Consider the following 20029-nt stretch of genomic DNA (forward strand, 5'->3'; position numbering starts at 1 on the left):
ATGGCAACTCACCCCTCTACCCTTGAAATAAAAAAACCGATTTGATTTTTTGAAATAAGTCCTCTACAATCGAAGCAACCATAAATAAAATATAAATAAAACCGATGAGGGTAACCCAGTTCGCGTAATCTTTTTTTCCCATCTGTTCGAGTACGGTGACTAAAAAAGCTACGACGATACCAATCCCAGCAATCTGAAAAATGGTGTTCATATCAATTCCCACATTCAATCCTCCTCCATCGCTACATCAATAGAATGACCAGTAGCAACCCAGATAGAAAGCCTAAACTTTTAACCATTTTTTCATAGCGATTCTGCTTATCAACTGCATCTTGTTCTTCGCGTTCAAGATGATTCAGCGTCAGTAAGATATGCTTTTGCTGCGAATAACGATCATGCTGACCAAGCGTTTCACCAAATTGTTTTAAGATTTCTAGTTCTCCCGTTTTAAGTGCGGTTTGTTTCCAAAATTGGTCTAACGTCTTTTCCCAAGCTTCCTTGACACTTTCAGTACCTTCTTTTAATTTCATTGAAAACTCATTAAATAAAGAGGCCAAAGGATTAGGAAGCTGTAGAGATAACAAATGAGCAACTTCTTGAAGAGGCCGATTGCTGTACATAATTTCCGCTTCTAACGACCGCAGAGCCGTTTTTAATTGCCTGAGCTGCCTAGGTCTTGCACTAAGCTGCTTTGCAAACTCAAAACCTGTGTAAGTGGAAGCAAATAAGATAAAGATGGCACCAAACAGTTTCATACACCATCACCCTTTACTATTTTCAATAAGCGACTTTTCAGCGGACGTTTTCATGGAATTATAGTTCTCATCGTAGATAGCCTGAAGTGTTCCAGGCCCCCGGCTGTTTGATAGCACAATATACCGTTTGAATACGTGAAGTTTCATTAAAGCTTGCAAAGTGGGACGCTTCATTAAATCGTCAATGTCATAGCCATGAACAGTCATAATGACACGAACGCCAGCATTAACGGCTTCAAGTACGGCCTTACAATCTTCTTCATTTCCAACTTCATCCACGATCAGCACATCGGGGCTCATGGAGCGAATCATCATCATCATGCCTTCAGCTTTTGGGCAGCTATCTAATAAATCCATTCTAGATCCGAATGTATGCTGAGGAACCCCTTTAACAGCCCCAGCAATTTCTGATCTTTCATCTACAATTCCCACTTTAAACGGCGGAATCTTAGAACGCTCTATGCCAGTACTTATTACTCTGGCTAAATCGCGAATCATGGTTGTTTTTCCTGTTTGAGGAGGTCCGATAATTACCGTACTTTGCCAATAGCGATTGTATAAAAAAGGAATAAGCTGATTCGAAATACCAATTTTTTGTTTAGCAATCCGGATATTAAAGGATGATACATCTCGAATCACACGAACCTGTCCATTTTCCGTTACAACTTTTCCCGCTAGTCCAACCCGGTGCCCGCCTTCAATGGTGACATATCCTTTTTTCAGCTCTTCTTCAATCATATAAATCGAAAACTGGCTTAATTTATTTAAGATAAATAAAGCATCTTCTGCACTTGGAAGATACGATTCGAAATATGGCTGATTGTTGATTGTAAATTCGACAGGTCTTCCTATGCGCACTCGAATTTCTTCTAGTACATGAGAATGGTTTGTGACATAAAATTCAACAGTCTTTTTTAAATTAGGCGGAAAGAGTGCAAGTATTTCGTTTAACATATTCATCCCCTCATATTTGAACTCACTTCAATGTATTATAAGCTTGACCATTTTATGCCTACCTTTTATTTAAAAACACCGATTAAAATGAAGAGCACTCCTACTACAATCATGATTAATTTCCCAAAAGATAATTGATCGGCTACGGACACTAAACCTATGGTAAAAGAACTCACCATTACAATCGGACCAACAAGCGCTAACATTCCATTAATCATTAATGCTTTTTTCACATCATTGTTTGTGACAATTAAAATAGCGGCAATAAACTCAATAAATGAAGAAATAAATCGAAGGCACGCCATCGTTAATACCGTACCGTTTAAATGATCCAACCATTGCTTCATAAGCCCCTCCTATATCTCTGCGTTGTTTAGTACAACCTATGCAAAATAAGGAAGAGTTAGCACAAAAAAACACACAAAAAAGGCAGAGAATGATTCTCTGCCTTTTTTGTGTGTTTGCAGCTTGCTTACACGACCGAATTATGCGCGTGATACGTAGCTGCTGTCTGTTGTGTTGATAATTAATACGTCGCCTTCGTTTACGAAGAACGGAACGTTTACTGTTAAGCCAGTTTCAACAGTTGCCGGTTTTGTACCGCCAGAAGCTGTGTCACCTTTAATACCAGGTTCAGTTTCTGTTACTTTAAGCTCAACTGTGTTTGGAAGTTCAACACCTAATGTCTCACCTTGGTACATCATAATTGCTACTTCCATATTCTCTTTTAAGAATTTTAGCTCATATTCAATTGCACTTGCCGGAAGCTCTAATTGCTCATAAGACTGGTTGTCCATGAATACGTGCTGATCGCCGCTTGCATATAGATATTGCATTTTACGGTTATCAATTTGTGCTTTTCCTACTTTTTCACCTGCACGGAACGTTTTTTCTTGCACAGCTCCTGTACGAAGGTTACGTAGTTTTGAGCGAACGAATGCAGCGCCTTTACCAGGCTTTACGTGTTGGAAATCCATTACACGCCAAATACCTCCGTCTACTTCTACTGTCAAACCTGTACGAAAATCATTTACTGAAATCATGAAGAAATCCTCCTACATTTTATAAAATAATGAACTCTTTTGATGAGTGCGATAATGCCTCATTACCTTCTACTGTGACGATCGTATCATCTTCAATACGAACGCCCCCTAAGTCTGGTATGTAAATACCTGGTTCAACGGTTACAATCATACCTGGCTGCAGTACATCTGTAGATTTCACAGAAAGTGATGGGCCTTCATGTACTTCTAACCCTACGCCGTGACCGGTCGAATGTCCAAAATACTGGCCGTATCCGTGTTCTGTAATATAATCACGCGTTAGCGCATCTGCTTCTTTACCCGTCATACCTGCTTTGATGCCGCTCATTCCGTTAAGCTGCGCTTGCAGTACGACATTATAAATTTCTTTTAGCTTATCACTTACTTCACCGACGGCAAATGTTCGTGTGATATCTGAACAGTAACCATTATAGTATGCGCCAAAATCAAGCGTTACAAGTTCGCCTTTTTCAATAACTTTGTCAGAAGCAACACCATGCGGTAAAGCCCCGCGATGCCCTGAAGCAACAATTGTATCAAAGGATGAAGATGTTGCACCTTGTTTTCTCATAAAGAACTCCAGTTCATTAGATACTTGAAGCTCTGTTAAACCAGGACGAACAAAGGTTAAAATATGTTCATATGCTGCATCTGCTATTTTTGCAGCTTCCTTTAATATCTTAATCTCTGAGTCACTCTTTATCAAGCGTAAGTTTTCGATTGCGTGCGAGATTGGAACAAGTTCCGCGCCGATATGCTTATCAAATAATTGATGCTGTCCATATGTAACATAATTCTGTTCAAAACCAAGCTTTTTAATTCCAAATTGTTTCACTACATTTGCTACTTCTTCTACAATAGGACCCTTGTGCTGAACGATATCAAAACCTTCTGTTTGACTAGTTGCTTGTTCAACATAACGAAAATCTGTTACAAATGCCGCTTTGTCTTCAGAAATGATAACGACACCAGCAGATCCTGTAAAATTGGTCATGTAGCGTCTGTTATATTCACTTGTAATTACAACACCGTCTACATTCAACTTTGAAAACTGTTCGCGTAGTTTTTCGATTTTCATTTTATTTCCCCCTTAATTGTAAAAGTGCCTGCAGGGCAAGCTCGTATCCGTATAAACCTAACCCGACAATTTGACCATGTGTAACAGGTGCCGTCACCGAATGGTGGCGAAACTCTTCACGCTTATGTACGTTCGAAATATGCACTTCAATAACAGGAACAGATATACTAGCAATCGCATCTCGAATGGCATAACTGTAGTGAGTAAAAGCACCAGGATTGATCATAATTCCATCAAATTTCTCATCCGCTTCGTGAATCCAGTCGATAATTACACCTTCGTGATTAGACTGTACGCACTCAACTTCTACCCCATGGTCTCTGCCTGCTCGCTGAAGCTTCTCTTCAAGATTTTGAAGATTATCTGTCCCATATACCGCTGGTTCGCGTACGCCTAAACGATTTAAATTAGGACCGTTTATTACTAAAATCTTATTCATCTTAATTCAACACTCTCCCCTACTACGAACCCTTTATGCAGCTCACTTGTGTGAATTTGCACTTTATTTTTCTTTTTAAATCATTATATAGAATATATTAGCATACGTTGGAACATTCACACTACTCATTCGCCGTTTGAAAATCTGTAGATTCATCTTTTGTTTGAAGCTCTGCAGCTTCAAAAGAAATGGAATATCCGATGAATACACCATATAAAATATAAATACAGAGGGATGAAATAATCGTGTTGGCTGGAAGCTCTCCAATTGTTTTTAAGTTGGGAAAGAGCGGATTCAAAACAACGAATACAATTGCCCACCATAATAAGCCGTAAGCAAAACCTATCCAAATTGTTTTAAACTTCTTTAATAAGACGTAGTATAACAACCCGACAACAATAGATAATACCCCTATAAGAAAAATACTGACGATAACACCTATTCCTTTATCCTTCCAATCACCTAATGCCCATGGATCTAAAAGCATATTTGGATTGATGACACTAAAGCTGAACAGATAATTTAAATAGCCAATAAAGCTCCAGAAAATCCCTCCAAAAAAGGAAATAAAGATGGCTTTAAATAAAAAAGACATTTCCTGTTTATGCGTAGGGTGGTTATCCTGTTTTTTTTCATGCTGTTCTTTAGGTTCTGACATATTAATCACCTCTTGATGTAGTATGAACTTTTTTCTCATTTCCTACCGACTCATTTCTAAGTTTTTACGTTTATTACTCTTCCTATACGCAAGAAGGGAGCCTGATATCAAAGAGACATTTTAAAACTACTTCGCACAGAGTTTCATAAACAAATTTTATAAGTGAAAGGAAAAAAATTCATAACAAGGGTGTGGAGATGAAAAATATTGGCTAAACTAGATAACATGCATCCGCCTAGAGGTTTATTTGATTTTGCTGTAGAATATAAAATACTAAGAAGTCTAGTCTAGTTAAGTTAGGTCGGTGCCTGAAATGTCTAAATTACAAAAACCTGCGTATGGTGGTCAAGCCGTTATAGAAGGTGTCATGTTCGGTGGCAAACGTATGATGGTGACGGCTATTCGCCGCAAAGATCAATCTATTGATTATTTTCATTCAAAAAGAAAATCAAATTCCGTACTCACTGCTTTAAAAAAAATTCCTTTTTTACGAGGAATTGCTGCTATTGTTGAAGCCAGTGCAAACGGTACGCAGCACTTGAACTTTTCCTCTGAACGCTATGACGTGAATCCAGAAGATGATGCTCAAGTAGCAGCAGAACAACAAAAAGAGAAAAAAGAATCAAAACTATCTTTAATATTTGGCGTTGCAACTATTGGTGTAATCTCCTTTCTTTTCGGGAAAGTACTATTTACATTGATTCCTGTGTTTTTAGCACAATTGACACGTCCTGTTTTCACTTCAAGTTTAGCTCAAGTTTTTATTGAAGGAGTATTTAAACTATTATTGCTCCTTGGCTATATTTATGTGATTTCACAAACGCCACTTATTAAACGGGTGTTTCAATATCATGGAGCAGAACACAAGGTCATTAATGCATATGAAAACAATGCTGAACTTACGGTAGAAGCCGTGCAAGCACAATCTCGACTTCATTATCGCTGCGGAAGTAGCTTTATCCTCTTTACCGTAGTTGTAGGAATGTTTGTCTACCTACTAGTTCCAACGGATCCTCTTTGGTTACGAATTGTGGATCGCCTTGCATTAATTCCAGTTGTCCTTGGTTTATCATTTGAAGTGTTACAGTTAACCAATAAAGTTCGTCATGTCCCACTTCTTCGCTTTTTAGGTTATCCCGGTTTATGGCTTCAGCTTTTAACAACCAAAGAACCAAAAGATGATCAAGTTGAAGTTGCGATTGCTTCATTTAAAGAACTTTTACGCGTTGAAAATGAACTTTCTTCTACCACTGACGAACAAGTTGTCTAATCCACACCGTTTTGCTTTCTTTTTTTACTATTTTAGGAGGTGAACAAAATGAGACGTCCATTCGTGAAACCACTTGTATATGGTCTAATCGGGTTAGGAGTCATTGGCTTTGCATTTACGTTGATTACAGATCCAGCTGTTTTATTACGTCAAGCAGGTTATATTTTTCTGTTTATCATTTTGTTTTACTTAGTTTATCGGTTTATTCTCCGCCCTTCTCAGACAAAAGGTCAAGATAGAGGCTATGTGCGCGCAGTAAAACAATCAAAACTGCGTCAAAAAGAAAAAGAGCGAGGAAGCAACAAAGTTGATATGCATACGTATCGAAGCTCAAATAAGCGCCCGGTATCCAAATCAACGAAACCGCTAAAGAAAAAGAAAAACAACTCACACTTGACCGTCATCGAAGGTAAAAAAGGAAAAAAGAAAAATAGAGCATTCTTTTAAAAAAAACAAGGAGAAAAACCTCCTTGTTTTTTTAATAGCACCATTTTTTCAAAAATGCCCTTGTACGCTTTTTGCCAAACGCAATCAGCTCTTCCTTCCGTTCTTCTGTGAGGGTAAATTCTGTCGCAAAAACTTGATTAACAGGTAAAAAGATAATATTTTTTTCGTGACGTTTTGAAATATGTCTTGCATCGTGCGCATCTTTCATCGTCTCAAAAAGCGCACTGAATAAACCAACGGCATTCTTAATTTTATTCCGTTCCCTCTCTTCGTCCTTCGGGCTCAGCTTCACACCAATTACCGGTCGTTTCTTAAGACTTTTATCATCATCAAATAGAAAAATTGGAAAGTTGCTTAACACGCCCCCGTCAACTATTAAACTGCTTGGGGCAGATTTTAATTTAACCGGCTCAAAAAAATATGGAATGCTGCAGCTCATTCGAACGGCTCTTGCTACAGAAAAGCGATTCGGGTCGATTTGATATTTAGGCAAATCATCTGGAAGAACAAGCATCGTACTGTTGGTCAAATCTGAAGCAATAATACGAAGCGACTGATCAGGCAAATCAGCAAATGTACGAATTCCTCTGCTCCGCAATTTCTCAGCAATCCACTTTTCAAGCCTTTCTCCTTTATATAATCCCATTTTCCAATATAAAAACAGCCACTTTGTCAAGCTTGATGGTAAAAAAGACATTCTTTGATCTAAAAAAGAAGATAACTCAATTTCATTCATCATTTCAACAATTTCTTCACTTGTATAACCGGCTGCTACAAATGCACAAATAATGGAACCCGCACTCGTTCCGGCTAACCGCCGAAAGATCAAGCCTTTTTCTTCTAGAGCTTGTAACGCGCCAATCAGTGCAAGCCCTTTAATACCGCCACCTGAAAACACTCCGTCGACGTACACAGCCTCTCCTCCAAACTACCCACTCTACATTTGTAGTCGACTCAGCAACAAGTTATGATAAAAAGAAAAAAAGCAGTGACGCTATTGGCCGCTGCTTTTTTCTTATAATTTTTGCTCTTCTTCATTTCGTTTTTGTACATTGCGAAGATCTTGAATACGGTTATGATTTTCTTCAAAGTATTGAACCAAATCTCCAATTCGATCAATGGAATTCCAGCTTAAATGATGTTCAATTCCTTCTACGTCATCATAAATATTTTTCTCATCTACGCCAATGATGCGCAGCAGCTGCTCTAAAAGCTCGTGGCGATAAACAAGACGTTTTCCAATCTTCTGCCCCTTAGCTGTTAAAACAAGGCCTCGATATTTTTCATAAATTAAGTACTCATCTTTGTCTAGCTTTTGAACCATCTTCGTTACAGATGAGGGGTGAACCGCCAATGCATCAGCAATATCAGACACTCGAGCGTATCCTTTATCTTCAATTAGCATATATATTTGTTCAATATAATCTTCCATACTCGGTGTAGGCATGAAATCTCCCCCAATTAATATTATGTATTGCTAATAATAAGTCATAAATGTCTGTTTCTTATAGTGATATCGTGTTCATGTTTGATAATCTATGTGAAAAAAACGTGTAAATAAAGCGATGTCATAAGATAAAACTGGATAAAAGACATTCAATTAAAATCATACTACAATGCTTATTCAAATACAAGAACCGTTCGATCCCGCTTCTTATTTATGCCCCATTTTTATACATAATAAAAGCTGACTCGTTTGAGTCAGCTTTTACTAGTCAATCATGTTTAAAATTAAAGGCCACATTTCAGCTGTGCACCACAGTTTGTACATGTGTTGCATCCGCCCATTTCTTCTACCGTTCCTTGACGGCAAACCGGACAAGTATTACCTACTTCAGAACCGATTGTTACATCAGTTGAACGAATTTCATTAATTGTATCAACTAACACAACGTGCGGTTTCGTTTCTTCTTTTGGCGCTTCAATTTCTTCATCAAACGTATTTTCTTCTGCTTTTAGCGTTAAGACTTGTGCATCACGGCTGCCGTCTACGTACACCGTACCGCCTTTTGCTCCGCCTTTATACAGACGCTCGTACACTTTTTGAACTTGCTCTACTGTGTAACCGCGAGGAGCGTTTACTGTTTTACTAATTGAACTGTCAATCCAGCGCTGAATCACACATTGCACGTCCGCGTGAGCTTGTGGTGCAAGTTCCATAGCTGAAATGAACCATTCAGGAAGGTTGTTTGGATCTGCTTCTGGATGCTGATCTAAATATTCTTGAACGATATCAGCTTTTACTTCAATGAACTTACCTAAACGGCCGCTTCGGAAGTATGAGAATGAGAAATAAGGTTCAAGACCCGTTGATACCCCAACCATTGTTCCAGTACTGCCTGTTGGCGCTACTGTTAATAAATGAGAGTTTCGGATACCGTGCTCTTTAATGTTTTCACGAATATCTTCAGGCATTTTTTTCATGAAGCCTGTATTTGTAAATGCTTCACGTAAAGAAGCCGTTTCAGCATCTGTTTCACCCACTAAGAACGGGAAGCTTCCTTTTTCTTTTCCAAGCTCTACAGACGCGCGGTAAGCCGTCGTTGCAATTGTTTCAAACACTTTATCTACTAACTCATTGCCTTTGTCAGAGCCGTACTCTGTTTCACAATAAATAAGGAGATCGTGAAGACCCATTACACCAAGGCCAACGCGGCGTTCGCCAAGCGCTTGCTTTTGGTTTTCTTCTAAGAAATAAGGAGTTGCATCAATAACGTTATCTTGCATTCTAACGCCTGTTTCAACCGTTTGACGTAACTTTTCAAAGTTAACAGTTTTCGTTTCTTTATCTGCCATTTGCGCTAGGTTAACAGCAGCTAAGTTGCAGACAGAGAATGGTGCAAGTGGTTGTTCACCACATGGGTTTGTTGCAACAACGTGCTGACCATATGCTTGAGCATTTGTCATATCATTAGCATTGTCAAAGAAGAAAATGCCTGGTTCAGCTGAGTACGTTGCACAAATATTAATTAAGTTCCATAGCTCTTTTGCACGGATAGTACGGTACGTACGAACTTTGTTTCCTTGTTTTGCCCATTCGCGCACATCGCCTACTTCGTGCCAGTTTTCGTTGTAATTAGCCATTTCTTCTTTTGAATAGCTTTCTACATCTGGGAAGCGAAGTTCGTATTCACCGTCGTTTTCAACAGCATCCATAAAATCTTTTGTTAAGCATACAGAGATGTTTGCTCCTGTTAAAAACTCTGAGTTATGAACGCTGTACGTTCCGCCGGTTTGTAGCTTTTCTTCTGCATCTTTAATGATTTTTTCATTGAATCCACCAAGACCAGGAATTTGTTTATAGTTAATGATTCCTTGGTACATTGCTTCTTCAGACTCTGTTAGCGGTGTGAACTTCAATTTATCTTGCGCATGTTTTTTAATCATTTCGTCATTTGTGTTTTCAATTAAGAAACGTAAAATGCGAGGGTTTTGCATTTTAGAAATAATAAACTCTACAATGTCAGGATGCCAGTCGGCAAGCATGATCATTTGAGCCCCCAATTTGTTACTCTTCGTTAAGAAGGGTACGGTCATTTCTGCCGTACTCTTACACTTTCATGTAAGATCAGACTATATCATCAAAGAAGAAAACTCCCTTGTCTCGTGCCCCGTAACCACGTTGCCGTTTGCTATGGTTTACTCCTTCCTTTGCTTCCATCATAACACCTACTTTATTCACTAAAGTTTTATTACATTAGAATTTTTAGGAAGTTTCAATAGTCGTTGAACCTTTATCTTCGTTTCCAAAGACACTTGGCTGCTGATTGCCCAATCTTTCCCCTTTTCTAACCATCACGCTCATCGTTGCCGATCACGTTGTGGTGAAGAAAGCTCTAAGGGTGTTCCAGCAATTCACGAGATTACGTCGCCGGTTTGTTAACGACGTGACCCACCTTGCTCAACAAGATGCGTCAGTTTGGCAATATCATCCAACCATGAAACCGAACCAGATGATTTGCCGTTTACACCGCGAGCCAGCGTGTTGCGCGGGCGAAGAGTTGAACCATTCGTTCCAACACCGCCTCCACGGCTCATGATCTCCATTACTTGTTTGCGGTGTTCTGAAATACCTTCACGTGAATCTTTTACATAAGGCATTACGTAGCAGTTGAAGTACGTTACGTCTGTATCAGCGCCTGCACCGTAAAGAACGCGGCCAGCTGGTACAAAGTTTAGCTGAACAAGCTCTTGATAGAACTTTTCAAACCACTCTTTGCGCTTTTCTTCTGTTTTTTCCACAGAAGCTAAGCCTGTTGCATTACGTTTTGCAATTTGCTCGTAGAAGACCTCTAGAGGCTTTTCAATGACATCTAACGAACGAGTAATTAACCCGTTTTCTGCTTCTTCAGGCGATAAAGCACCTCTAAACTCATCCTCTACCTTGACAACAGCGGTCTTTTGCTCAAAATTAATGCTTTCCACATAGCCAAGTCCTCGTGCTGGAAATTTTGGATCTTCCTTTACAGTTAGAACAACAAAATCTCCTTCTGATAACGTTAATTTTTCCGTGTCTTTAAAAGCATAGCGGTCTAACATTACCAATCTTGAAACACCTTTATGAGTCAACTTCATATCCGGTGTAATCGGATGTACTTGCGGAAAGCGTTCAATATCTGAATTGAGCTTTTCAACATTCATATTCACTTTTTGATTTAACAAAACAGTCATTCTCACAACTCCTTACTTATCGAACATCTATAAATTTATTAACTCTTTTTCCTTTTAAAGGAAAAAGAGTTTTTCAATCAACTATCAATAACTTACCACAGGGCTTGGACGAATTCAATATATAGTATTTGGCACTTATCCAAACATCTACATATAGAAAGGTGTCAAGTGAAATATTTTTTTTTTCGTAAAAAAAGTGTTTGACTTTTCTTCCCTATGTATTCTATTAGCCAAGCATTATTTCTAAAAATTCCAATAAAAAGTGCAACTTATAGAAGTTGCACTTTTATCTATTTCTCATCCGCATTCGTTTAGCGCTTAAAGTTCCATTCATCCGATCCATACTTTGTGCGCGCTAGTTCTTCTACGTATGCTTCCTCTTCTTCAGACAGTGTATACGGTTCTAAATCAATATCAAGAGCCGAAGCAAATCCTTTATAAAACGCTTCTTTCGCTTCTTCGATAGAAATTTTGCGGCCCGCAATTGCATTGATGGCTACCGCTTTAGAACGAAATGCGCGCTGCATTCTTTCTTTCACGCGATCATTTGGATAATTAAACACGCTGAATAATTTATCTTCATCAATCTCTAACAGAATAGAGCCGTGCTGTAGAATAACTCCTTTTTGTCTAGTTTGGGCACTTCCAGCAATTTTGCGGCCCTCTACAACTAGTTCATACCAAGAAGGCGCGTCAAAGCACACGGACGAACGAGGGTTTTTTAAGCTATTTTTTTCTTCTTCTGAACGAGGAATAGCAAAATAAGCCTCGAGCCCTAACGAACGAAATCCTTCCAGTAAACCTTCAGAAATTACGCGATATGCCTCTGTAACTGTCTTAGGCATGTTAGGATACTCTTCAGATACAATTACGCTGTAAGTAAGCTCTTCATCGTGAAGTACTCCCCTGCCGCCTGTTGGACGTCTTACAAAGCCTAGTCCTAATTCTTTTACTTTATCAAAGTTAATTTCTTTTTCAGCTTTTTGAAAATAACCGATCGACAGCGTTGGAGGGTTCCATCCGTAAAAACGAATCGTAGGTGGAATTTCTCCTTTACTATGCCATTCTAATAACGCTTCATCTAACGCCATATTGTAATAAGGCGAACGGTTGTTGGAATCAATAAATCTCCACTTTGCTTTCATCTACCTCATCCTCAGCTATATGTAATATAAAAAATAAATCCGTTTTTTAGTCTACCAAAAGATTGGGCTAAGGAAAAGCAAAGAGCAACATAAAACTGTGAATTCAAATGTGGTAGTTTTTTCATTTTGGGGAAGAAATCCGCTAGATTCAAGGCAAAATCGCTTTACTTCTAATTTCATTCACTTATATAATAAGAGTATGGATTTTGTCGAAGAAAGGAAGAATCAGCATGTCAGCAATTACAGCAGTACTCATTTTACTTGGAGTAATCATCATATACTCTGTCGTTATGTTCTTTTACCAACGTCGCATTATGAAAACGTTAACTGAAGAAGAATTCCGCACCGGCTACCGCAAGGCACAGCTAGTTGATATTCGTGAACCGAATGAATTTGAAAACGGACATATTTTAGGCGCACGAAATATTCCTCTTTCACAGTTCCGTATGCGCATTAAAGAATTTCGTCCAGATCAGCCTGTCTACATCTATTGTCAAAGCGGAATGCGCACAGGACGTGCAGCACAAATGCTTCGTCGCCACGGTGTTCAAGAAATCTATGATTTAAAAGGCGGCTTCAAAATGTGGAACGGTAAAGTAAAAAAGAAAAAATAATGGTATGTATATAGAAAAACCTCGCCTTTGGGCGAGGTTTTTTGTTAGACGTTTTGAACAGCCTGTTCTTTCTGGTAGCGAAGAACTGGCTTTCTCGCTGCCAGCGTTTCGTCAAGGCGCTTCACAACCGTTGTATGCGGAGCTTCCTGTACGACTTCAGGCGTTTCTTCTGCTTCTTTTGCAATTTGAATCATCGCATCAATAAACGCATCTAGCGTTTCTTTCGACTCCGTTTCCGTTGGTTCGATCATCATGCACTCTTCTACGATAAGCGGGAAGTAGATAGTCGGCGGATGATAGCCAAAGTCAAGCAGTCGTTTCGCGATATCCAATGTGCGCACGCCAAGCTTTTTCTGACGTTTTCCTGATAAAACAAATTCGTGCTTACAGTGACGGTCAAACGGCAGCTCATAGTGTTCTGCTAAACGACGCATCATATAGTTGGCATTTAGCACAGCGTTTTCCGTCACGGCTTTTAAGCCGTCTGGACCCATTGAACGAATATACGTATAAGCGCGAACGTTGATACCGAAGTTGCCATAAAACGGCTTTACGCGTCCAATTGACTGAGGACGGTTATAGTCAAAGTGATAGCCTTGTTCTGTTTTCACAAGCACTGGTTTAGGCAAATACGGAATTAAATCTGCTTTTACCCCTACCGGACCAGAACCAGGACCGCCTCCTCCATGAGGGCCTGTAAACGTTTTATGAAGGTTTAAATGAACAACGTCAAACCCCATATCTCCAGGGCGAGCTTTACTTAATACTGCGTTTAAATTTGCACCATCATAATAAAGCTTTCCACCTGCTGCGTGAACAATTTCAGCCATTTCTAAAATATCTTCTTCAAATAACCCTAGCGTATTTGGGTTTGTTAACATTAAAGCGGCTGTATCTTCTCCCACTACGCGGCGTAAATCCTCTAAGTCCACTAAACCATGTTCGTTTGATTTTACCGTTACCGTTTCAAATCCCGCAACTGTTGCCGAAGCCGGGTTCGTTCCGTGAGCTGAGTCTGGAACAATGACTTTTGTTCGCTGCGTCTCACCATTTGCTTCATGATAGGCACGAATCATCATAAGCCCGGTCCACTCGCCATGAGCACCTGCTGCTGGCTGAAGTGTTACTTCATCCATTCCTGTAATTTCTGTTAAATGCTCTTGTAAATCATATAAAAGTTCGAGTGCACCTTGAACCGTTTGCTCATCTTGAAGCGGATGAATATGCGCAAACCCAGCAATGCGTGCTGCTTGTTCATTCACTTTTGGATTATATTTCATCGTACATGAACCAAGCGGATAAAACCCTGAGTCCACTCCGTGATTTCGTTTTGAAAGCGCGGTGTAATGACGCATAATATCAAGTTCTGATACTTCAGGAAGCTCAGGAGCTTCGGTACGCACATACGCTTTTCCAAGCAGTTCTTCAGCATTTACTTGCGGCACATCTAACTCCGGCAATGAATAGCCGATTCGCCCTTCTTTACTGCTTTCAAAAATAAGTGATTGATTTTGATTAAGCATGAAGATCCCCCAATTCATTTACAAGTTGGTCAATTTCCTCTTTTGTACGGAGCTCTGTAAAAGCAAGCAGCATGTGATTTTCAAGCGCTTGGTTATCACGGCTAAGATCGTAACCGCCAATTATTTTTGATGCTAATAAATGATTGTTTGCTTCTGTTACCGAAACAGGAAGCTTCACGACTAATTCGTTAAAAAACGGTCCTTCAAATGCTACATTTACCCCTTTTGCCTTTAACGCTTCATATGCATAATGCGTTTTTGATAAGTTTTGCAGCGCCATTTCTTTTACACCTTGCTTGCCTAAAGCTGTCATTGCAACTGATGCTGCTAAAGCATTTAACGCTTGATTTGAACAAATGTTAGACGTCGCTTTATCACGGCGTATATGCTGTTCACGGGCTTGAAGGGTTAAAACAAACCCTCGCTTACCGTTTTCATCCACCGTTTGCCCTACTAATCGTCCTGGGATTTTTCGCATAAGCTTAGACGTAGTTGCAAAGTATCCGCAGTGCGGGCCTCCAAATTGACTTGGAATACCAAATGGCTGTGCATCTCCAATGACAATATCAGCTCCGAATTCTCCAGGAGGCGTAAGTAAACCTAATGATAAAGGATTGCTTGAAACAACAAACATACATTTTTCTTGATGGGTAATTTCTTCAATTTCTTTTAACGGCTCGATTTGTCCGTAGAAATTTGGATACTGGACAATAACAGCTGCCACGTCACTCTCCATCTCTTTTTCTAATGCAATCATATCTGTTACTCCGTCTGCTGCAGGGATTTCTACCACTTCAATGTATTGACCCTTCGCATACGTTTTTAACACATCTTTTGACTCAGGATGAACAGCCGCAGAGACAAGTACTTTCTTCTTTTTCGTTTGCCCCGCACTAAGCATAGCGGCTTCTGCTAAAGCAGTTCCTCCGTCGTACATAGAAGAATTGGCCACATCCATTCCCGTTAACTCACAAATCATCGTTTGAAATTCAAAGATGGCCTGAAGTTCTCCTTGAGAAATTTCTGGCTGATACGGAGTATAGGCCGTATAAAATTCCGAACGAGAAATAACATGATCAACAATCACCGGCATGTAATGATCATAAACCCCTGCTCCTAAAAAAGAAGCGTAGTCTTTTAAATGAGCATTTTTAGCAGCCATATTATTTAATTCTTTTAACAGCTGAGGCTCTGAAGCAGCTTTTTTAATATTGTATTCTCCTTGAAAACGAACTCGCTGCGGAATATCTGAAAATAAATCATCAACAGATGAAACACCAATTGCTGCTAACATTTGCTGCTCATCTTGTTCTGTCATTGGTAAATAGCGATGTAACATGTTAAATTCCTCCCCAAAGCTTACTTTGAACGTTTATAAAAAGGTGTTGAAACCACTTTTGCTTTTAAGCGTTTTTTTCGAACCTGCACTTCCACTTCTTGACCAAGTTCTGAATACTCTGCTGATAATAGCGCTAAACCGATGTTTTTCTTTAGTGTAGGTGACTGTGTCCCTGTTGTCACAAACCCAATTTGCTCTTCATCTGCAAATACTTCGTAACCGTGTCTTGGTATACCTTTATCAATCATTTCAATTCCCACTAACTTACGAGGGGCTCCGCTTTCACGCTGTTCTTTTAGCACTTCTTTTCCAATAAAGCTGTCTTTGTTCGTTTTTACTGCAAATCCAATTCGGGCTTCAATTGGCGTAATATCTTTTGAGAGCTCTTGACCATATAAAGCCAAAGTAGCTTCAAAACGAAGCGTATCGCGAGCACCTAATCCGCAAGGCAACACACCTTCATCACTGCCTGCTTCTAAAATAGCCGTCCACAAGTGAGAGGCGTCAGCAGAAGAACAGTAAATTTCAAAACCATCTTCTCCGGTATATCCAGTACGTGAAACAAGAGCTTTTACATTCGCTACTTCTACATCATCAGCAAATGTAAATGGCTTTAACAAAGATAAGTTTTCGTTCGTTAAAGTTTGTAGAACTTTTTCTGCTAAAGGACCTTGTAAAGCTAGCTGCGCAATTTCATCAGACTGATTAACAAGCGTTACATCTCCTTGTTTGTGAGACACTAGCCACTCATAGTCTTTTTGAATATTAGCAGCGTTTACGACTAGCAAATACTGTTGATCTGCTTTTTTATAAATCAGCAAATCATCTACCGTGCCTCCGTCTTCGTAACACATAGCTGTATACTGAGCTTTTCCGTCTACAAGGGTAGAAACGTCATTTGTCATCGTGTGCTGAAGAAAGGCTAAGCTATCAGCTCCTGTTACAAGAATTTCTCCCATATGAGAGACATCAAAAAGACCTGCCTTTGTACGTACAGCTTCATGCTCTTCTTTAATAGAAGAAAATTGAACGGGAAGAGCCCATCCGCCAAAATCAATTGTTTTGGCACCATATTTTTGATAGGTATCATAAAGCGGTGTTTTGTGTAATTCTGTTGTCATATTTATGTCCTCCTCTTTTTTCATGTGAAACTTTTCATAACGGGGAGTTTTCAAATAGTGTGGGGATCACTATGTATCCAAACAAAAAAGGACAGAAAACCCCCTACTGTATTTAGTAGGAAGTCTCTGTCCTTTTCACCTGAAAGTTTACCTATAAATAGGTTTGCCTCGTGGGTGGTCTATAAACGCATAGACACTCTCCAGAGCTGCGTCAAACAAGAGTCTTTTTGCCTGAGAGATTCACAATTTTATTGCTTGCTCCTTCGGCGCTACATTCAAGTAGTCTCTCCCCGTGTCGTCATTCGCTTCTATAAAGTTGGTAAAGTTGGGCATACTACTGAAAGATGTATCTATCTTTATTCACACAATCATTTGTAAAGTGCTAATCTATTTTCTTTTTCAAATTTTCTAAATATATTTTTATCCTACCTGATTCTTATCATTTGTTCAATAAAAATTTTTTACAAAGGAGCATTTTTATCATGAAAGTGAAATTAAACATCGATGAAACATGGGAGGCGGCCTTCTCAACCAAATTGGAGCAAGACGGCCCTTGGTCTGCATGGGATTTGTATAAACTTGCCTATGAAATAGAAGACCAAACGCTTATCTCAGAATTTGAAGGACTACAAAGCCCAAAACATCTAGCCGATTTAACGCCGCTTCCCCATCAGCTCGAAGTAGCCAAACAAGTAGTTGAAACAATGAATGGGAAAGCCATTTTAGCAGATGAAGTAGGACTGGGGAAAACGATTGAAGCAGGGTTAATTTTGAAGGAATATATGATTCGCGGACTTGTTAAAAAAGTTCTCATTTTAGTTCCGGCTTCGCTTGTTTCGCAATGGGCTATGGAATTGAATCAAAAATTTTATATTCCCGCAGTCCCTCAAAGAAAATCATATGTGTGGGATCAGTGTGATATCGTTGTGTCTTCAATTGATACAGCAAAACGTTCTCCTCATCGAGAAATTGTGCTAGAACAAGACTACGACCTCATCATCATTGATGAAGCTCATAAACTTAAAAACAACAAAACAAAAAACTATGAATTTGTGCAAAGTCTGAAAAAGAAATTTTGTCTGTTGCTAACCGCAACACCGATTCAAAATCGAATTGAAGAAATTTTTAACTTAGTCTCTCTTTTAAAGCCTGGCCATCTCGGCAATAAAGACTATTTCGAAGAATTATTTTCCGCTAAAAAACGCTCTTTGCAAAACGATGAACACTTAAAAGAGCTTGTTAACAAAGTTATGATTCGAAATCGCCGCCACGATACGGGTATCGAATGGACGAAGCGAATTGTTCAAACCATTCCTGTTGAATTCTCGCCAAAAGAACGCGAGCTATACGATGCGATTACGTCTTTTAAAGGAAACGGACTGCACCCTTCAAGCGCTTTTTCAATTTTAACCCTGCAGCGAGAAGCCTGCAGCAGCCGTGAAGCGGTGTATATGACATTAAAAAACATGCTGGAACGTCAGGAAGATCAAAACAGCGCATTAACGGAACATATGATTACTCCGTTAATGGAACTACTTCAGCAAGTGCCGCAAAATGCAAAAGCAGAAAAAGCGCTGGAGCTCGTTCAAAAAATTGATGACAAAGTCATTATTTTCACTGAGTACAGAGCGACTCAACTGTATCTACAGTGGTATTTAAAACAGCATGGAATTACCTCTGTACCGTTTAGAGGAGGATTTAAGCGAGGTAAAAAAGACTGGATGAAGCAGCTTTTTGAAAGCCACGCGCAAGTATTTATTGCCACTGAAGCGGGCGGAGAAGGAATCAACCTTCAGTTTTGTCATCATATCATTAACTATGATCTACCGTGGAATCCAATGCGTCTAGAACAGCGAATTGGAAGGGTCCATCGTTTAGGTCAAAAACATGATGTTCACATTTACAATTTAGCCATTCAACATACGGTCGAAGAACATATTTTAAAATTGTTATACGAAAAAATAAACCTTTTTGAACGAGTTGTTGGAGAGTTAGATGATATTTTAACAAAGCTTGATTTAAAAAATATCGAAGAGCATATTCAGGATATTTTATTTCATTCACGGAGTGAAGGAGAAATAAAAATCAAAATGGAGAACTTGACGTCTATTATTCAATACGAAGACAGCGAGGAGGATCAGCATGCAGCAAACTGATATTCATCAATTTTTAAAGCGTTATTTTCTAGCTAATAATTGTTTTATTGTCACAGAAACACCGTCTTACCTGACGGTTCAATTAACGATTGAACTCGATAAAGAATTGATGAATCGTCCATTTTATTGGCACTATATTGAAAAGACGGGAGGAGAGGCAACTCCTGCTTCGCTCACTTTCATTACAGACCCAGCATTTGAAGACGATTCCGTTCAAGGAGAACGAATTCATTTTGGTTCACCTAGGCTGCACCAAATTTTCGCTTCTACTCAAAAACTAGGCGGGTTTATTCACTTGTATGAACAAGTTGCATCAGCTCAGCCAACAAATCAGCCTTTACACCCTTGGCTTGCGTTAAATATTAAAGTCTCGTACAAATGCGATCGTAAAAAAGATGAGCTTTTGTCGCTTGGCATTAATTTAATCAACGGACAAATCGTTGAATCATTTCATGAATTAATCATTAATCAAAATTTGTCATCTAAAATCTCGGACTATTGCTTTACTCTCTCACCTTTTATTAAGCCGAAAAGTGCGATTGCACGACTCACATCATATGTAACTGACTATGTTAAAGCTCAGCCAACCGAATGGGCGGAAAAAGCGCAGGAGAGATGGTATGAAGACCTAGCACTTCTCGATCATTTTTACGAAACGGCAGAAGAACTGCCAGAAATATATATGACCGAAAAAACAGCTCTTCAAGAACTGTACGAACCGACTATATTATTTAAGTTTATAAACGGTGGCTTATTTTACATATCGCCTGAAACGATGTCTCGTCAATTTAATAAAACACAAGCCGGTTAAAAAAA

At 39.2% G+C, this 20029-nt stretch carries 19 protein-coding genes, 2 pseudogenes and 1 riboswitch; of the genes and pseudogenes, 5 read left to right on the plus strand and 16 right to left on the minus strand.

Annotated features, from left to right (window positions below; all coding sequences use genetic code 11):
• Positions 1–16: 16 nt before the first annotated feature.
• The 8 genes from spoIIIAC to LIS78_RS22675 form a co-directional block, all read right to left on the minus strand.
• Complete coding sequence (gene spoIIIAC / locus LIS78_RS22640) at positions 17–223, minus strand: stage III sporulation protein AC (RefSeq protein ID WP_013059151.1); 207 nt, start codon at positions 221–223, stop codon at positions 17–19.
• A 19-nt stretch (positions 224–242) separates the two neighbouring features.
• A complete protein-coding gene (gene spoIIIAB, locus LIS78_RS22645) occupies positions 243–755 on the minus strand; it encodes a stage III sporulation protein SpoIIIAB (RefSeq protein ID WP_013059152.1) in 513 nt (170 codons plus the stop codon).
• 6 nt (positions 756–761) lie between these two features.
• Positions 762–1709, minus strand: coding sequence for a stage III sporulation protein AA (spoIIIAA, locus tag LIS78_RS22650; protein WP_195781872.1), 948 nt, complete (start codon positions 1707–1709; stop codon positions 762–764).
• A gap of 65 nt (positions 1710–1774) precedes the next feature.
• Entirely contained in the window at positions 1775–2056 is a 282-nt protein-coding gene (locus LIS78_RS22655) for a YqhV family protein (RefSeq protein ID WP_013059154.1), read from the minus strand.
• 138 nt (positions 2057–2194) lie between these two features.
• The gene (efp, locus tag LIS78_RS22660) at positions 2195–2752 is read right to left on the minus strand and encodes an elongation factor P (RefSeq protein WP_013059155.1); all 558 of its coding nucleotides are present in this window, start codon (positions 2750–2752) and stop codon (positions 2195–2197) included.
• A 19-nt stretch (positions 2753–2771) separates the two neighbouring features.
• Positions 2772–3830 (minus strand): M24 family metallopeptidase, encoded by a 1059-nt coding sequence (locus LIS78_RS22665; protein WP_252284385.1) that lies wholly within the window; start codon positions 3828–3830, stop codon positions 2772–2774.
• Between the two features lies 1 nt (position 3831).
• Positions 3832–4269, minus strand: coding sequence for a type II 3-dehydroquinate dehydratase (gene aroQ, locus LIS78_RS22670; RefSeq protein ID WP_013059157.1), 438 nt, complete (start codon positions 4267–4269; stop codon positions 3832–3834).
• Positions 4270–4390: 121 nt separating this feature from the next.
• Complete coding sequence (locus tag LIS78_RS22675) at positions 4391–4927, minus strand: YqhR family membrane protein (RefSeq protein WP_252284386.1); 537 nt, start codon at positions 4925–4927, stop codon at positions 4391–4393.
• 313 nt (positions 4928–5240) lie between these two features.
• Between LIS78_RS22675 and LIS78_RS22680 the strand changes: the two genes are divergently transcribed.
• Both LIS78_RS22680 and LIS78_RS22685 read left to right on the plus strand, forming a co-directional pair.
• Positions 5241–6197 (plus strand): DUF1385 domain-containing protein, encoded by a 957-nt coding sequence (locus LIS78_RS22680; RefSeq protein ID WP_252284387.1) that lies wholly within the window; start codon positions 5241–5243, stop codon positions 6195–6197.
• Between the two features lie 48 nt (positions 6198–6245).
• Positions 6246–6644 carry an SA1362 family protein gene (locus tag LIS78_RS22685; RefSeq protein WP_013059160.1) on the plus strand — a complete coding sequence of 133 codons (399 nt, stop codon included), beginning with the start codon at positions 6246–6248 and terminating at the stop codon, positions 6642–6644.
• Between the two features lie 31 nt (positions 6645–6675).
• On the opposite strand, the gene LIS78_RS22690 is transcribed toward LIS78_RS22685, so the two are convergent.
• The 5 genes and pseudogenes from LIS78_RS22690 to LIS78_RS22710 all read right to left on the minus strand — a co-directional run bounded on the left by LIS78_RS22690 (position 6676) and on the right by LIS78_RS22710 (position 12460).
• On the minus strand, positions 6676–7557 hold the full coding sequence (locus LIS78_RS22690) for a patatin-like phospholipase family protein (RefSeq protein ID WP_195781869.1): 882 nt from the start codon (positions 7555–7557) through the stop codon (positions 6676–6678).
• Positions 7558–7659: 102 nt separating this feature from the next.
• The gene (gene mntR / locus LIS78_RS22695; RefSeq protein ID WP_013085004.1) at positions 7660–8091 is read right to left on the minus strand and encodes a transcriptional regulator MntR; all 432 of its coding nucleotides are present in this window, start codon (positions 8089–8091) and stop codon (positions 7660–7662) included.
• A 284-nt stretch (positions 8092–8375) separates the two neighbouring features.
• Positions 8376–10154: pseudogene (locus tag LIS78_RS22700) on the minus strand (vitamin B12-dependent ribonucleotide reductase); the annotation flags it as partial.
• A 372-nt stretch (positions 10155–10526) separates the two neighbouring features.
• Positions 10527–11315 (minus strand): annotated as a pseudogene (locus LIS78_RS22705) (ribonucleotide reductase N-terminal alpha domain-containing protein); the annotation flags it as partial.
• A 311-nt stretch (positions 11316–11626) separates the two neighbouring features.
• Positions 11627–12460 (minus strand): lipoate--protein ligase family protein, encoded by an 834-nt coding sequence (locus LIS78_RS22710; RefSeq protein WP_013085005.1) that lies wholly within the window; start codon positions 12458–12460, stop codon positions 11627–11629.
• Between the two features lie 230 nt (positions 12461–12690).
• Between LIS78_RS22710 and LIS78_RS22715 the strand changes: the two genes are divergently transcribed.
• Complete coding sequence (locus tag LIS78_RS22715; RefSeq protein ID WP_013059164.1) at positions 12691–13074, plus strand: rhodanese-like domain-containing protein; 384 nt, start codon at positions 12691–12693, stop codon at positions 13072–13074.
• Between the two features lie 44 nt (positions 13075–13118).
• Here the strand turns inward: LIS78_RS22715 and gcvPB are convergent, their stop codons facing one another.
• From gcvPB to gcvT, 3 genes are read right to left on the minus strand one after another with little or no spacing between them, the layout of a single operon-like run.
• Entirely contained in the window at positions 13119–14597 is a 1479-nt protein-coding gene (gcvPB, locus tag LIS78_RS22720; RefSeq protein ID WP_074677477.1) for an aminomethyl-transferring glycine dehydrogenase subunit GcvPB, read from the minus strand.
• A complete protein-coding gene (gcvPA, locus tag LIS78_RS22725) occupies positions 14590–15936 on the minus strand; it encodes an aminomethyl-transferring glycine dehydrogenase subunit GcvPA (protein WP_252284388.1) in 1347 nt (448 codons plus the stop codon). The genes gcvPB and gcvPA overlap by 8 nt, the downstream gene beginning before the upstream one ends.
• 20 nt (positions 15937–15956) lie before the next feature.
• Positions 15957–17057, minus strand: coding sequence for a glycine cleavage system aminomethyltransferase GcvT (gcvT, locus tag LIS78_RS22730; protein ID WP_195781865.1), 1101 nt, complete (start codon positions 17055–17057; stop codon positions 15957–15959).
• 209 nt (positions 17058–17266) lie between these two features.
• A riboswitch (glycine riboswitch) is annotated at positions 17267–17359 on the minus strand.
• 180 nt (positions 17360–17539) lie between these two features.
• Here gcvT and LIS78_RS22735 point away from each other — a divergent pair.
• Positions 17540–19213, plus strand: a complete 1674-nt coding sequence (locus LIS78_RS22735) for a DEAD/DEAH box helicase (protein WP_252284389.1) — start codon at positions 17540–17542, stop codon at positions 19211–19213.
• Entirely contained in the window at positions 19200–20024 is an 825-nt protein-coding gene (locus tag LIS78_RS22740; protein ID WP_195781864.1) for a YqhG family protein, read from the plus strand. Before LIS78_RS22735 ends, LIS78_RS22740 begins: the two co-directional genes overlap by 14 nt.
• Positions 20025–20029: the final 5 nt, after the last annotated feature.

The sequence above is a fragment of the Priestia megaterium genome (assembly GCF_023824195.1).
Taxonomy (GTDB): domain Bacteria; phylum Bacillota; class Bacilli; order Bacillales; family Bacillaceae_H; genus Priestia; species Priestia megaterium_D.

Bases quoted from the DNA above. Each gene is read 5' to 3' on its own strand.
- spoIIIAB (WP_013059152.1), bottom strand. From the start codon at position 755: ATGAAACTGTTTGGTGCCATCTTTATCTTATTTGCTTCCACTTACACA.
- spoIIIAA (WP_195781872.1), bottom strand. From the start codon at position 1,709: ATGTTAAACGAAATACTTGCACTCTTTCCGCCTAATTTAAAAAAGACT.
- LIS78_RS22655 (WP_013059154.1), bottom strand. From the start codon at position 2,056: ATGAAGCAATGGTTGGATCATTTAAACGGTACGGTATTAACGATGGCG.
- efp (WP_013059155.1), bottom strand. From the start codon at position 2,752: ATGATTTCAGTAAATGATTTTCGTACAGGTTTGACAGTAGAAGTAGAC.
- LIS78_RS22665 (WP_252284385.1), bottom strand. From the start codon at position 3,830: ATGAAAATCGAAAAACTACGCGAACAGTTTTCAAAGTTGAATGTAGAC.
- aroQ (WP_013059157.1), bottom strand. From the start codon at position 4,269: ATGAATAAGATTTTAGTAATAAACGGTCCTAATTTAAATCGTTTAGGC.
- LIS78_RS22675 (WP_252284386.1), bottom strand. From the start codon at position 4,927: ATGTCAGAACCTAAAGAACAGCATGAAAAAAAACAGGATAACCACCCT.
- LIS78_RS22680 (WP_252284387.1), top strand. From the start codon at position 5,241: ATGTCTAAATTACAAAAACCTGCGTATGGTGGTCAAGCCGTTATAGAA.
- LIS78_RS22685 (WP_013059160.1), top strand. From the start codon at position 6,246: ATGAGACGTCCATTCGTGAAACCACTTGTATATGGTCTAATCGGGTTA.
- mntR (WP_013085004.1), bottom strand. From the start codon at position 8,091: ATGCCTACACCGAGTATGGAAGATTATATTGAACAAATATATATGCTA.
- LIS78_RS22710 (WP_013085005.1), bottom strand. From the start codon at position 12,460: ATGAAAGCAAAGTGGAGATTTATTGATTCCAACAACCGTTCGCCTTAT.
- LIS78_RS22715 (WP_013059164.1), top strand. From the start codon at position 12,691: ATGTCAGCAATTACAGCAGTACTCATTTTACTTGGAGTAATCATCATA.
- gcvPB (WP_074677477.1), bottom strand. From the start codon at position 14,597: ATGCTTAATCAAAATCAATCACTTATTTTTGAAAGCAGTAAAGAAGGG.
- gcvPA (WP_252284388.1), bottom strand. From the start codon at position 15,936: ATGTTACATCGCTATTTACCAATGACAGAACAAGATGAGCAGCAAATG.
- gcvT (WP_195781865.1), bottom strand. From the start codon at position 17,057: ATGACAACAGAATTACACAAAACACCGCTTTATGATACCTATCAAAAA.
- LIS78_RS22735 (WP_252284389.1), top strand. From the start codon at position 17,540: ATGAAAGTGAAATTAAACATCGATGAAACATGGGAGGCGGCCTTCTCA.
- LIS78_RS22740 (WP_195781864.1), top strand. From the start codon at position 19,200: ATGCAGCAAACTGATATTCATCAATTTTTAAAGCGTTATTTTCTAGCT.